The organism is Kocuria varians (assembly GCF_006539885.1).
Taxonomy (GTDB): Bacteria; Actinomycetota; Actinomycetes; order Actinomycetales; family Micrococcaceae; genus Kocuria; species Kocuria varians.
Genome location: NZ_BJNW01000010.1, coordinates 70,117 through 82,923, shown reverse-complemented (window position 1 = coordinate 82,923; position 12,807 = coordinate 70,117). Strand labels below are relative to the sequence as shown.

At 71.8% G+C, this 12,807-nt stretch carries 12 protein-coding genes; all 12 read right to left on the bottom strand.

Going from position 1 to position 12,807, the window contains the following annotated elements; all coding sequences use genetic code 11:
- Positions 1-2 precede the first annotated feature (2 nt).
- The 12 genes from KVA01_RS06945 to mraY all read right to left on the bottom strand — a co-directional run bounded on the left by KVA01_RS06945 (position 3) and on the right by mraY (position 12,806).
- Positions 3-785, bottom strand: coding sequence for a DivIVA domain-containing protein (locus KVA01_RS06945; protein WP_141269476.1), 783 nt, complete (start codon positions 783-785; stop codon positions 3-5).
- A gap of 109 nt (positions 786-894) precedes the next feature.
- Positions 895-1,191, bottom strand: a complete 297-nt coding sequence (locus KVA01_RS06940; protein ID WP_141269474.1) for a YggT family protein — start codon at positions 1,189-1,191, stop codon at positions 895-897.
- Between the two features lie 2 nt (positions 1,192-1,193).
- The gene (locus KVA01_RS06935) at positions 1,194-1,718 is read right to left on the bottom strand and encodes a cell division protein SepF (RefSeq protein ID WP_141269472.1); all 525 of its coding nucleotides are present in this window, start codon (positions 1,716-1,718) and stop codon (positions 1,194-1,196) included.
- Positions 1,719-1,780: 62 nt separating this feature from the next.
- The gene (locus KVA01_RS06930; RefSeq protein ID WP_068467121.1) at positions 1,781-2,605 is read right to left on the bottom strand and encodes a YggS family pyridoxal phosphate-dependent enzyme; all 825 of its coding nucleotides are present in this window, start codon (positions 2,603-2,605) and stop codon (positions 1,781-1,783) included.
- Complete coding sequence (locus tag KVA01_RS06925; RefSeq protein WP_068467103.1) at positions 2,598-3,335, bottom strand: purine nucleoside phosphorylase YfiH/LACC1 family protein; 738 nt, start codon at positions 3,333-3,335, stop codon at positions 2,598-2,600. Before KVA01_RS06925 ends, KVA01_RS06930 begins: the two co-directional genes overlap by 8 nt.
- A 215-nt stretch (positions 3,336-3,550) precedes the next feature.
- Complete coding sequence (ftsZ, locus tag KVA01_RS06920) at positions 3,551-4,795, bottom strand: cell division protein FtsZ (RefSeq protein WP_068467101.1); 1,245 nt, start codon at positions 4,793-4,795, stop codon at positions 3,551-3,553.
- Between the two features lie 242 nt (positions 4,796-5,037).
- Positions 5,038-6,093, bottom strand: a complete 1,056-nt coding sequence (locus tag KVA01_RS06915; protein ID WP_068467100.1) for a cell division protein FtsQ/DivIB — start codon at positions 6,091-6,093, stop codon at positions 5,038-5,040.
- A complete protein-coding gene (gene murC, locus KVA01_RS06910; protein WP_068467098.1) occupies positions 6,093-7,499 on the bottom strand; it encodes a UDP-N-acetylmuramate--L-alanine ligase in 1,407 nt (468 codons plus the stop codon). The genes KVA01_RS06915 and murC overlap by 1 nt, the downstream gene beginning before the upstream one ends.
- Positions 7,500-7,530: 31 nt before the next feature.
- Positions 7,531-8,664 carry an undecaprenyldiphospho-muramoylpentapeptide beta-N-acetylglucosaminyltransferase gene (gene murG, locus KVA01_RS06905; RefSeq protein WP_068467096.1) on the bottom strand — a complete coding sequence of 378 codons (1,134 nt, stop codon included), beginning with the start codon at positions 8,662-8,664 and terminating at the stop codon, positions 7,531-7,533.
- Entirely contained in the window at positions 8,661-10,022 is a 1,362-nt protein-coding gene (gene ftsW / locus KVA01_RS06900) for a putative lipid II flippase FtsW (RefSeq protein WP_068467094.1), read from the bottom strand. Before ftsW ends, murG begins: the two co-directional genes overlap by 4 nt.
- Positions 10,019-11,581, bottom strand: a complete 1,563-nt coding sequence (murD, locus tag KVA01_RS06895; RefSeq protein WP_068467092.1) for a UDP-N-acetylmuramoyl-L-alanine--D-glutamate ligase — start codon at positions 11,579-11,581, stop codon at positions 10,019-10,021. Before murD ends, ftsW begins: the two co-directional genes overlap by 4 nt.
- Positions 11,582-11,672: 91 nt before the next feature.
- Positions 11,673-12,806: a phospho-N-acetylmuramoyl-pentapeptide-transferase gene (gene mraY, locus KVA01_RS06890; RefSeq protein WP_068467090.1), complete on the bottom strand. Its 1,134-nt coding sequence runs from the start codon at positions 12,804-12,806 to the stop codon at positions 11,673-11,675.
- Between the last annotated feature and the right edge of the window lies 1 nt (position 12,807).

Here is a 12,807-nt window from a genome sequence, read left to right as displayed (position 1 = left end):
GCTTACTTGGTGCCGGGACGCTTGCCGGCGGGCGCTGTGGCGTCCGCGGGCGCGAGCGATCCGGTGCTGTCCAGCTCACGCAGCTGACCGTTGATGAAGCTCTTGAGGTTGCTGCGGTAGTCCTTCTCGAAGGAGCGCAGCTTGGCCACGGAGTCCTCCAGGTCCACCTTCTCGCGCTCGAGCGAGGAGAGCGTCTCCTCCTTGGTGCGCTTGCCCTCGGCCACCAGGTGGTCGGCCTGCGCGCGGCCCTCGGCGATGAGGCGCTCACGCTCCTGCTGACCCTGGGTGACGTAGTCGTCGTGCAGCTTCTGCGCCATGGCGAGCACGGCGGCAGCGGACTGGGCGGACTCGCCCGTGGCCGCGCCGGAGGCCTGGGCCGACGACGTCGTGCCCGCGGTCCCTGCCGTGGCATCCGTGGTCGCGGCACGGGGCGCGGCCGCGGGGGCCGGCTGCGCGACGGGCTCGGTGGCCCGCTGCTCCTCCTCGGAGGTGACGGTCTTCGTGACGGCGGCCGAGTCACCCGCGTGCGAGCCGGAACCGGTCGCGGCGGAGGTGGTGGTGGTCGACTCGGTGGTGTCCGTGACGCTCTCGGCGGCGGCGGACTCCTCCGGGTGGCCGCCGAGGGTCTCGACCTGCTTGCGCAGGGTTTCGTTCTCCTGCCGAAGGCGGCGCAGCTCCACGACGACCTCGTCCAGGAAGTCGTCCACCTCGTCCTGGTCGTAGCCCTCACGGAACTTGGTGGGCTGGAACCGCTTGTTGATGACGTCCTCGGGTGTCAAAGCCATGGATCTTCTCACTCCTCGTGTTGTACCGGTCCGCCGCCGGTGGACACCTCGCATGGCGTGCCCGTGCGGCGGTCCGATGTCTTCCGCTCCAGAATAGCGTCGAGTGGGCTCAGGCGCGCAGCAGCAGGTTCGCCACCACCGTCTGCAGGATGCTGATGACGAAGACCAGGATCAGGAATCCCAGGTCCAGCGCCACCCCTCCGAAGCGCAGCGGCGGCACGAGCCGTCGCAGTGCGTTCATGGGCGGGTCCGTCACCGAGTAGACCGTGGACGCCACCACCAGGGCGAGGCCCTTGGGGCGCCAGCTGCGCGCGAACATCTGCACCCAGTCCAGGACGAGTCGTCCCAGCAGGGCGATGTAGAGCACGTGGACCACCAGGTAGACGATGGACAGCACCAGGCTCATGCTCAGCCCTCGACCTGCTCGTGGGCGGCGGGTTCCTCGTCGATCTCGTCCGTGTGGCCCTGGTCCCGGACCTCCACGAAGGACGGCGTGAGCAGGAACACCTTGGCGGTGACCCGCTCGATGGAGCCGTGCAGCGCGAAGACGAGCCCGGCCGCGAAGTCCACGAGCCGCTTGGCCTCCGCCTCACCCATGTCCGAAACGTTCATGATCACGGGGGTGCCGTCCCGGAACGCCTCACCGATCGACTTGGCGTCGTTGTACGACCGGGGGTGCACGGTGGTGATGGTGCGCAATTCGTTGTCGTCCTCTCGGGAACTGGGAGCCCGCTTGATGGGGGTCACGGGGGCTCGGTACTCGGGGCTCCGGCGGGAGACCGCGGTGCTGCCGGAGTCGTTCGCGGCAGCGGTGGTTCCGTTCGAGGCGGGGTGGGGGGTGTCCCGGGGGCGGGGGGTGTCATCGGAGATGTACTCGTCGTCGCTCTCGGCCAGCCCGAGATACACCATGGTGCGACGCAGCGCTCCGGCCATATTCTCTCCTCAATCACTGAACGGGCCGAGGTCCATCGGCCCGCGAATCGTCGGTCTTTACGCTACCGCACGGCGGGCCGGGGCCCGAGGACATCCGATCCGATGCGCACGTGCGTGGCACCCGCCGCCACGGCGGCCTCGAGGTCCCCGCTCATGCCCGCCGAGACCACACGCGCCTCGGGGTGCTCCTTGCGCAGGCGCTGGGAGATCTCCCAGAGTTTCTCGAACGCCTCCGCGGGATCGGCGTCGCGCGGTGCCACGGCCATGACGCCGCCCAGCCGCAGTCCCTCGGCGGCGGCGACGGCGCGGGCCAGCTCCGCGACGTCGTCCGGGTGGGCGCCGCCCCGGGAGCTGCCGGGGGTGGCCTCCGGGTCCAGGTCCACCTGGACCAGGCACGTGAGGTCCTCCGTGGCGCACGGCCCCGGCACCGCGGTGTCCTCCGCGACCGCCTGCCGGTGTGCACGCACGGCCTTGCCGAGGGCGGTGACCAGTGAGAGGCGGTCCACCGAGTGCACCCACGAGGCGTAGCGCACCACGTGCTTGGCCTTGTTGGACTGCAGCTGCCCCACGAAGTGCCACGCGGGCGGGGAGACGGGCGGATCCTGGGACGCGAGCACCTCGGCGACCTCCGCCGCCTTGGGCCCGGCCTCCTGGTCGCGGTTCTCCCCCACCGCGCGCACACCGAGGTTCCGCAGCCGCAGGACGTCCTCGGCGGGGAAGAACTTGGTCACGACCACCAGGGCCGGCAGCTCTCCGCCGTGCCCCCGGTCCTCGCTGCGTTGCTGCGCGGCGTCCAGGATCCGCTGGCGCACCGCCGAGAGCCGCTGGGCCAGCTCGGCCGTGCGCCCGGCATCCGCGTGCGCCACGTCCACGGTGGTCTCACTCATCACGTCCACTTCCCTCCCGGGCCCACACCACGCCGGCGAACCTGCCGGTGGTGCGGTCCCTGCGGTACGAGTACAGGTCCTCGTGCTCCAGCGTGCACCACGCGGAGTGGTCCAGCGTCTCCGGGCGGACCCGCACCCCGTTCGCCTCGAGCAGGGTGCGGGCGGCACCGGGCAGGTCCAGGCCGGTGGTGCCCCACGAGGTCGTGGACACGATCCCGGGCACCAGTGCACCGGCCTCGCGGGCCATCTCCTCGGGCACCTCGTAGCACGCACCGCACACGGCCGGGCCGATCCACGCCTCGATCCCGTGCGCGCCGTGCCCGCGCACCGAGTTCACGGCGGCCTGCAGGACGCCGCTCAGCAGACCCTTTCGTCCGGCGTGGGCCACGGCCAGGACGGGGGTTCCTCCGGGCACCTCGCCCACGAGCACGACCGGCAGGCAGTCCGCCGTGAGGATCCCCACGGGCCTGCCGTCCGCGCTCACCACGGCGTCCGCCTCCGGGGCGGCGGCGGGGTCGCCGTCCTGGGCTGCCGCGCCTGTGACGTCGTGCACCACGATCCCGTGCACCTGCCGCACGTAGCGCACCGGTCCCGAGCCCAGCTGCTCCTCGAGCCGACGACGCCGCCGCGCCACCTCCGCGGGGTCGTCACCCGTGTGCGCGGCCAGGTTCCCCTCGCACGCGTCCGTGAACGCGACGCCCACGCCGCGCTCCTCGCTGCGGTACCACATGCGGTCCTCCTCGAAAGTGCTGCCGTCCCGCGCCGGGGACGTGGAAGGGGGTGGCCACCTGTGCGGTGGCCACCCCCTGTCGCGATGATCCGCGGGTCACCGGGTGCCCGGCCCCTCACGGGGAGCGTGCGACCACGGTGCTCACGGGCCGGTCCTTCCCGTCCCCCGGCCCTGGTACGGCCCGGGGGACGGAGGGGCGCGCTGCGCCCCTCACCTCACTTCAGGAAGTCGGGGAAGTCCAGCGAGTCCTTGCGGGAGGACGAGTTCGAGGAGGACGGCGCGTCCGCCTCGGCCGGCAGGTCGACGTCGAAGCCGGCGTCGTCCGGGATGTCGTCGTCCGCGTTCTGGCGCGAGCCGAAGCCCGTGGACGGGGCGGCGTACGAGCTGCCGCCGCGCTGCGGGGAGCGGCCCAGGCCGGAGGGACGGGACGCGTCCCCGCCGAAGGTCGCGCGGGTGTTCTCCGCCTGGCGCTGGGCCGGGGAGGAGTTGTTCGCGTTGGTCTCCTGCGAGACGGAGTCGAAGCCGGCCGCGATCACGGTGACGCGGGCCTGGTCGCCCAGGGCGTCGTCGATCACGGCGCCGAAGATGATGTTCGCCTCCGGGTGAGCGACCTCCTGCACGAGGCGCGCGGCCTCGTTGATCTCGAACAGGCCGAGGTCCGAGCCGCCCTGGATGGACAGCAGCACGCCGTGGGCGCCGTCGATGGACGCCTCGAGCAGCGGGGACGCGATGGCGAGCTCCGCGGCCTTCACGGCGCGGTCCTCACCCTGCGCGGAGCCGATGCCCATGAGCGCCGAGCCCGCACCCTGCATCACGGACTTGACGTCCGCGAAGTCCAGGTTGATCAGGCCCGGGGTGGTGATCAGGTCCGTGATGCCGGAGACGCCCGAGAGCAGCACCTGGTCCGCGGACTTGAACGCGTCCAGCATGGAGACGTTGCGGTCCGAGATGGAGAGCAGACGGTCGTTGGGGATCACGATGAGCGTGTCCACCTCGTCCCGCAGGGTCTCGATGCCGTTCTCCGCCTGGTGGGAGCGGCGACGACCCTCGAACGTGAACGGGCGGGTCACCACACCGATGGTCAGCGCGCCGAGCGAACGGGCGATGCGCGCCACGACGGGGGCGCCGCCGGTGCCGGTGCCGCCACCCTCGCCCGCGGTCACGAAGACCATGTCGGCGCCCTTGAGCACCTCCTGGATCTCCTCCTCGTGGTCCTCCGCCGCCTGGCGTCCGACGTCCGGGTTCGCGCCGGCGCCGAGGCCGCGGGTCAGCTCGCGGCCGACGTCGAGCTTCACGTCCGCGTCCGACATCAGCAGGGCCTGGGCGTCCGTGTTGATCGCGATGAACTCGACGCCGCGCAGGCCCTCCTCGATCATGCGGTTCACGGCGTTGACGCCACCGCCACCGATGCCGACCACCTTGATGACGGCCAAGTAGTTCTGGGGGGTTGAGGAGTCCATATGCACCTAACTCGCGTGGTCTTGCGGGACCTGGGGATGATTCGCTGGCAAAGTCTAAAGTTTTACGTGAAGCTCACGTGAAGTGCGGCACCGGGAGGTACGGCATTCCGTTGAACGTAAGGATAACAACCATGACCGCGTTCTCCCTACCATACGAGGCCGTGTTACCCGGCTGTACCGCATGTCCCCAGGTCACACCCAGGGTGAATCCTTCGAGTCTCACGTGAGACTCGGGGGAAACGTCACTTCACGACCGGGTGCAGCGGGGCCGACACGTCGATCTCGCTCGCGTCCGCCGTGGCCTTCGCCTTCACGAACGCCGCGACCACCTGGGACTTCAGTTCGCTCTGGGAGGCGTCCCCCCACAGCACCTTCTTGCCGTCCTTGAAGGTCAGCTCCACCGCCGAGCCGGACGGCGCCGCGGCACTGTCCAGCCGGGACAGGACGTCCGCGGGCAGTGCGGCAAGGACGTCCGAGACGTCCGTGAACTTCTGCGAACTCAGCACCTTTCGCCCACCGGCCACCAGGGGGACGTCCGGGCGCTTCGCCTTCGGGCCGGTCGAGAGCTGCTTGCCCTCCGAGTCCACGAGCACGAAGGAGTCGCCGTCCTCGACCACGGCCACACCCACGCGCTCGTGCAGCTGTACGGCAATCGTGTGCGGCGGGTGGAAGACGACGTCCACGGACTTCACCTGCGGGACGTCGCCCAGGGAGTCCTTGATGTCCTGCTTGGAGATCCTCGTCATGGGCACCCCCTGGAATCCGGAGAGCGCCTCCTGCACGGCGTCCGGCGAGGTGAGGGTCGCCCCGTCCACCTCGATCGTGCGCGTGGCGAACAGCGGGGAGAAGAAGACCACGAGGGCCAGCACCACGAGCACGAGGAGCGAGACCAGCAGGCCCGTGAGCCGACGGCGTCGACGGCGCCGGTGGCCGCTGGGCGGGAACGGCACGACCGTCGAGGACTCGTCGCCCTCGGCCGGCTCGGCTGCGGCGGCCTCCTCCGCGCGTGCGGCCCGCCGCCGGGCACGCCAGGTGGAGAACCTGCCGACGGCCGCGGGCACGGCCTCGAGCTGACCGGTGTCCACCCGACTGACCTTGCTCTCGTTGTTGACACGGACCTCGGGCGCCTCGTCGTCCGTGACGGCGTTGTCGACGTCGTGCCACCGGGGGTCCTGGCCGCGGACGCCGAGCCCGTCGCGGGGGTCCACGACGCCGTCGTCCTCCCCGCCGTCGCCCTCCCCGGATCCGGGCGTGCGGCCGGCGAGCGGCGGCTGGTGCGGGGGCAGCGAGCGGGCCATCAGCGACGCGCCAGACCGGCGAGGATCTCGGGACCCAGCGCGGTGACGTCCCCGGCACCGACGGTCAGGACCACGTCGCCCGGGGCGGCGGCGGCCACCACGGTCGCCACGGCGTCCACCGTGGCGGGGGTAGAGACCACCTGGGTGCCACGGGCGAAGCGCGTGATGCTCTCCCCCGTGATGCCCGGCTCGGGCTGCTCGCGCGCGCCGAAGACGTCCACGACGCACGCGAGGTCCGCGAGTTCCAGGGCACGGCAGAACTGCTCCGCGAACTCGCGGGTGCGGGAGTAGAGGTGGGGCTGGAAGACCACGAGCACGCGGTGCTCACCGGCGACGTCGCGCGCGGCCGTCAGCGCGGCGGCGACCTCCGTGGGGTGGTGCGCGTAGTCGTCGAAGACGCGCACGCCGTGCTCCTCGCCGCGCAGGTCGAAGCGGCGGGCCGAGCCGTGGAACCCGGCCAGTCCGGAGAGCATGCGGATCGGCTCGGCACCGGCGGCCAGTCCCGCGGTGAAGGCGGCCGCGGCGTCGGCCACGTTGTGCGCACCGGGGACCGCGAGGCGCAGCTCGGCGCTGCGGCGCTCCCCCGCGACCGGGAACTCGATCCGGCACGTGGAGCCCGTGCCCACCGGCACGACGTCCGAGACGACCACGTCCGCGGCGGGGTCCGCGCCGTACGTCAGCACGGCGGCCGAGGCCTCACGACGGCGTCGGGCGAGCCGGGCGGCCCCGGGGTCGTCCGCGCAGGCGACCAGCGTGCCGCCGGTGCGGATGGTGTCCGAGAACTCGTCGAAGGCCCGGAAGAACGCCTCGGCGCTGCCGTAGTGGTCCAGGTGGTCGGGCTCGATGTTCGTCACCACCGCCACCGTGGGGTGGTAGGCCATGAAGGAGCCGTCCGACTCGTCCGCCTCCGCGACGAACCAGCCCCCGTCCGCCACGCCGGCGTTCGCGCCGAGGTCCGCGACGTACGCGCCGATCGCCCACGACGGGTCGAGCTCCGCGGCGCGCAGGGCGACCGCCGCCATCGAGCTCGTGGTCGTCTTGCCGTGCGTGCCCGCGACCGCGATGACGTCCCGGCCGTGCATGGCCGAGGCCAGCGCCTGGGAGCGGTGCAGCACGCGGATCCCCGCGGCGCGCGCGGTCGCGAGCTCGGGGTTCTCCTCCTTGATCGCTGTCGAGACCACCACGGTCCCCGCGCCCGCCACGTTCGCCGCGGCCTGGCCCACGAACACGGTGGCGCCCAGGGCCTCGAGCTCGCGCAGCCCCGGTGAGTCCTTGGCGTCCGAGCCGCTGACCGTCACGCCGCGGGCCAGCAGCAGCCGCGCGACGGCTGACATGCCCGCCCCGCCCATGCCGATGAAGTGCACGCGGCCCAGACCGTGGGGGTCGAGGGGTTGCTGGGTGTTCACGGTGATCTCCTGTGAGGCGGGGAAGCGGGGGTCAGTCGCGGGCGGTGTCGAGGGTGATCCGGGCCATCACCTGGGCGGCGTCGCGCACGCCGTGCCCGGCCGAGGCACGGGACATCTCCTCCAGGCGGGCCGCGTCCGTGACGAGGGGCGCCACGGTCTCCCGGTAGAACGCGGGGGTGAACTCGGCGTCGGCCACGAGCTGCGCGCCGCCGGCCGCGACGAGGGAGCGGGCGTTGAGCGCCTGCTCGCCGTTGCCGATGGGCAGGGGGACGAACACCGCAGGCAGTCCCACGGCGGCGACCTCGCACACGGTGGCGGCACCGGCACGGGCGACGAGCAGGTCCGCCGCGGCGTAGACCTTCTCCATGCCGTCCACGTACTCGGTCTGCACGTAGTGGGGCGCGCGCAGCAGCTCACCCTCCGGGGTGCGCAGCTCCTTGCCGCGTCCGGTGACGTGCAGCAGCTGGTAGCCCTGCTCCCCCACCTCGCGGGCAATCGCCTCCACCGTGCGGTTCATGGACTGCGCTCCGGAGGAGCCTCCCGTGACCACCACGGTGGGCAGATCCGGTTCGAGGCCCAGGGCGGCGCGCGCGGCCGAACGCTGCGCGGCGCGGTCCAGGGTGGCGATCTCCCGCCGCATGGGCATGCCGACGACGCGCGCACCGCCCAGGGGCGTGTCCGGGAACGCGGTGGCCACCGCGGAGGCGAAACGTGCTCCCACGCGGTTGGCGATCCCGGGCTTCGCGTTGGCCTCGTGGATCACCACCGGGATCTTTCGACGGGCCGCGGCGAGGTAGACGGGGGTGCAGACGTAGCCGCCCACGCCCACGACCACCGTGGCCTGGCGGGAGTCGAGGATCCGGCCCGCCTGGTGCACGGCGGCGGCCATGCGGCGCGGCAGCCGCAGCAGGTCCACCGAGGGCTTGCGCGGCAGCGGCACACGACCGATGAGTTCGAGGTCCACCCCGGCGGCGGGGACCAGACGGGTCTCCATGCCCGAGGCCGTGCCCACGGCGCACACGGTGGCGTCCTCGCGGGCCTCGCGGATCGCCTCGGCGATCGCCAGCAGCGGGCTGATGTGCCCGGCGGTGCCACCGCCGGCGAGGACGACGCGGGCCGAGCCCGCGCGCTGTCCGGAGGGTTCGCGGTCCTGCGTGGAAGTCATCGTCGTCCCTTTCCGAGCCGTGTGGTCATGCGCCGCAGCCACGCCCCGCGGGAGGTATCCCCCGCGCCGTCGAGACCGCGTTCGTGAGCCTCCTGGGCGTCGAGGATCTGCGGCCCCGCGACACCTCGTGCGCCGACGCGCACCGAGCGCGGCACCCGGGCGAAGGACATCACCACGCCCACCGCGGCCATGGTCATGAGCAGCGCGGAACCACCGTAGCTGATGAACGGCAGGGGGATGCCGATCACCGGGAGCAGACCCGTGACCATGCCGAGGTTCACGAACGCCTGGCCCACGAGCCACGTGACGATCCCCGCGGTGGTGATCCGCACGAACACGCTGCGCGTGCGGGTCAGGATCCGGGCCATGGCGATCACCATCACGATGAACAGCACGAGGATGATGGTGGTGCCCACCAGGCCCAGCTCCTCGCCGATGATCGAGAAGATGTAGTCGTTGTGCGCTTCCGGCACGTAGTTGTACTTCAACCGGGACTGGCCCAGGCCCACGCCCCACCAGCCGCCGGTGGCCAGCGCGTTGAGACCCTGCTGGGCCTGCCAGCACGCGTCCGTGGCACCGCACTCCCCGAAGAGCCAGCCGGTGATGCGGTCCAGGCGGTGCGGGGAGGTGACCACCAGGAACAGGCCGCCCGCCGCGGCCAGGGCGAGGCCGCCCCCGAAGATCTTCAGCGGCGCGCGCACGAACCACAGCGCGGCCGCGTAGATCAGGCAGAACACGATCGCCGTGCCGGCGTCACCGCCGGCGAGCACGAGCCCGGTGGGCACGAGGAAGCCGAAGGCCGAGGGCCACAGGGCCCGCTTCCAGTCGTGCTCGACCTCGTCCCCCTGCTTGGCGAACATCGCCGCGAGCCACAGACACAGCGCGAGCTTCGCGAGCTCGGAGGGCTGGAAGGAGAAGCCGCCGAACACGAGCCAGTTGCGGTTGCCGTTGACCTCGTGCCCCAGCGGGGTGAACACCAGCAGCGAGACGAACACGCTGAGCCCCCACAGCGGCCAAGCCAGCTTTCGGTAGAAGCGCACCGGGAGGACGGAGAGGACGAACATCGCGACCAGACCGAGCACGCCGAAGAGCGCCTGCTTGGCGAACAGCGCGTAGGCGGAGCGGCTGTCCGAGATGGACTCCACGGCGGACGCCGAGAGCACCATCATCACGCCGATGCCCGTCAGCAGCACCACGCAGCCGGCCAGTGCGTAGTAGGAGTGGAACAGCGGTCCGTCCGTGAGCTGGTGCCACAGGGAGCGCAACCGGGTGGTCAGGGCGGTTCCCGCGGGGCGCGGTGCCGCCGCGGATCCGATGTCGTGGCGCGACGACGGCGGTGTGGGTGTGCGGGTGCTCATGCCAGCCCCAGCTCCTCGCGGACGCTGCGGGCGAAGGCGTCCCCGCGGTCCGCGTAGTCGGTGAACTGGTCCATGGACGCGGCGGCCGGCGCCATCAGCACGGTGTCGCCGGGGGTGACGCGCTGCGCCGCGAGCTGCACGGCGCGCCGCATCACGGCGTGGCCGTCGGCGGGGTCGATGCTCGGCTCGTCGAGCGTCGTCTCCGCTGACGTGCCCTGGCCGGGTGTGCCCGCCAGGACGGGGACCTCGGGGGCGAGGCGCGCGAGCGAACCCAGCAGGGCGGCGTCGTCCGTGCCGATGACGACCACGGCCTTCAGGCGAGCGGCGTTGGCCCGCACGAGCTCGTCGTAGTCCACGCCCTTCGAGAGGCCGCCGGCGATCCAGACCACGGGGTCGAACGCGGAGAGGGAGGCCTGCGCGGCGTGCGGGTTGGTGGCCTTGGAGTCGTCGATCCAGCGCACGCCGTCCGTCTCGGCCACCACCTCGATCCGGTGGCCGCCGGGGTGGAAGGCGCGCAGGCCGTCGCGCACGGCCTCGGGCTCGACGCCAGCGGCGCGCGCGAGTGCCGCGGCCGCCAGCGCGTTGGCGACGCCGTGACGCGTGGGCAGCGGACCGGTGTCCGAGACGGCGCCGATCTCCGCGGCACTCGTGGCCCGGTCCTCCACGAACGCGCGGTCCACGAGCAGCTCCTCCACCACGCCGACCATGGACAGCCCGGGCATGCCGGTGGTGAAGCCCACGGCACGGCAGCCCTCGACCACGTCCGCGGCCTCCACGAGCTCCTCCGCGCCCTCCTGCTCGGCGTTGTAGACGCATGCGATCCGAGTGTTCTCGTACACGCGCGACTTGTCCGCGCGGTAGTTCTCGAAGCTGCCGTGCCAGTCCACGTGGTCCTCCGCCACGTTGAGCACCGCAGAGGCCAGCGGGGAGAGCGAGTGGGTCCAGTGCAGCTGGAAGCTCGAGAGCTCCACGGCCAGGACGTCGTACTCCACGGGATCGCGCAGGGCGTCCAGGATGGGGGTGCCCACGTTGCCCACGGCGATCGCCTTCAGCCCTGCGGCCTGCAGGATCGAGGCGGTCATCCCCACCGTGGTGGTCTTGCCGTTGGTGCCGGTGATGCACAGCCACTGCGGCGTCCTGCGCCCGCGCCGCTCGCTCACGCGCCACGCCAGCTCCACGTCCCCCCAGATCTGGATGCCTTCCTCGCGCGCCGCCTCCAACAGCGGGTTCGTGGGCCGGATCCCCGGAGAGGTCACCACCAGGTCGGGACGCTGCCCGCGCACGTCCGGGACGCGCGCCATGGCGTCCGCTCCCAGCACGACGTCGACGGCGCCCACGATCTTCAGCGTGTCCGCGGACTGCCGGTTGCGCTCGCCGTCCCCGGAGTCCACGACCGTCACGAGGGCACCGAGCTCGATCAGCGTGTCCGCCGCGGCAAAGCCGGAGACGCCGATGCCCGCGACCACCACGCGCAGTCCGGACCAGTCCGCGTCCCAGCTCGTGAGCCCGGCCAGGCGCGGGTTGTCCAGGACGGGGTTCTCGTTGCTCGCGTGCCTCATGGCCGGTCTCTGCCTCTTCCTGTGTTCCTCGGGTCGTTCGTGGGTGGGGTCGGCGCTCGTGGCCGACCCCGGGACGCGGTGCGTCAGTGCGTCAGTGCAGGATCTCGGTGCCGGGGAACGCTCCCCCGTTGTGCAGCAGCCAGTCACCGTAGAAGACCCCGAGGGCCGCGGCCACGAAGAGCCCGGCGATGATCCAGAAGCGCACCACGATGGTGACCTCCTGCCAGCCCTTGAGCTCGAAGTGGTGCTGCAGCGGGGCCATCTTGAAGATCCGCTTGCCGTGGGAGAGCTTGAAGTAACCCACCTGGAGGATCACGGACATCGTGATGACCACGAACAGCCCCGCGATCAGGATCAGCAGCAGCTCGGTGCGGGAGAGCACGGCGAACGCCGCGAGCGCCCCGCCCAGGCCCAGGGAGCCGGTGTCGCCCATGAAGATCTTGGCGGGCGAGGTGTTCCACCACAGGAACCCGATCAGGGCCCCCACGAGGGCGGCGGCCACGATCGCGAGGTCCATGGGGTTGCGCACCTCGTAGCACGCGGCCTGGTCCACGGTGTCGCACAGGTGCCCGGCCTGCCACAGGGAGATCAGCATGTAGCCGCTGAACACCAGGATGGACGCGCCGGTGGCGAGCCCGTCCAGGCCGTCCGTGAGGTTGACGGCGTTGGTGGTGCCGGTGGCGATCAGGTTCACCCAGATCACGAACAGCACCGCACCAATCAGCGGACCCGCGAAGGCGAGGTCGATCCCCGTGTCCCGCGTCCAGGAGATGGCCATGGACGCCGGGGTGTGTCCGGACTCGTCCGGGAAGAACAGCACGAGCAGCGCGAACGCGGTGCCGATCGCCCCCTGCAGAATCATCTTCCCGGCGGCGGTGAGCCCCAGGTTCTGCTTCTTGGAGATCTTCTTGAAGTCGTCCAGGAACCCCACGAGCCCCATGCCGAGCATCAGGCCCAGGGCCAGGACGCCGGAGAGGGTGATGCCCCCGTTCTCGGGCCACGCGAGGACGCTGATCAGGTGGGTCACGAGGTACGCGGCAACCACCGAGAGCAGGATCGCGACGCCGCCCATCGTGGGGGTCCCGCGCTTGGTCTGGTGGGAGGTGGGTCCGTCGTCCCGGATGTACTGGCCGTAGCCGCGCCGCGCCAGGAGCTTGATCAGCGCGGGGGTGCCGAAGATGGAGAACACGAGGCCGAGCCCCGATGCCATGAGCAGCTGGATCATG

What these genes read in the sequence shown, in the direction of transcription:
- KVA01_RS06945 (WP_141269476.1), bottom strand. Translation starts at nt 785, where the DNA reads ATGGCTTTGACACCCGAGGACGTCATCAACAAGCGGTTCCAGCCCACC.
- KVA01_RS06940 (WP_141269474.1), bottom strand. Translation starts at nt 1,191, where the DNA reads ATGAGCCTGGTGCTGTCCATCGTCTACCTGGTGGTCCACGTGCTCTAC.
- KVA01_RS06935 (WP_141269472.1), bottom strand. Translation starts at nt 1,718, where the DNA reads ATGGCCGGAGCGCTGCGTCGCACCATGGTGTATCTCGGGCTGGCCGAG.
- KVA01_RS06930 (WP_068467121.1), bottom strand. Translation starts at nt 2,605, where the DNA reads ATGAGTGAGACCACCGTGGACGTGGCGCACGCGGATGCCGGGCGCACG.
- KVA01_RS06925 (WP_068467103.1), bottom strand. Translation starts at nt 3,335, where the DNA reads ATGTGGTACCGCAGCGAGGAGCGCGGCGTGGGCGTCGCGTTCACGGAC.
- ftsZ (WP_068467101.1), bottom strand. Translation starts at nt 4,795, where the DNA reads ATGGACTCCTCAACCCCCCAGAACTACTTGGCCGTCATCAAGGTGGTC.
- KVA01_RS06915 (WP_068467100.1), bottom strand. Translation starts at nt 6,093, where the DNA reads ATGGCCCGCTCGCTGCCCCCGCACCAGCCGCCGCTCGCCGGCCGCACG.
- murG (WP_068467096.1), bottom strand. Translation starts at nt 8,664, where the DNA reads ATGACTTCCACGCAGGACCGCGAACCCTCCGGACAGCGCGCGGGCTCG.
- ftsW (WP_068467094.1), bottom strand. Translation starts at nt 10,022, where the DNA reads ATGAGCACCCGCACACCCACACCGCCGTCGTCGCGCCACGACATCGGA.
- murD (WP_068467092.1), bottom strand. Translation starts at nt 11,581, where the DNA reads ATGAGGCACGCGAGCAACGAGAACCCCGTCCTGGACAACCCGCGCCTG.
- mraY (WP_068467090.1), bottom strand. Translation starts at nt 12,806, where the DNA reads ATGATCCAGCTGCTCATGGCATCGGGGCTCGGCCTCGTGTTCTCCATC.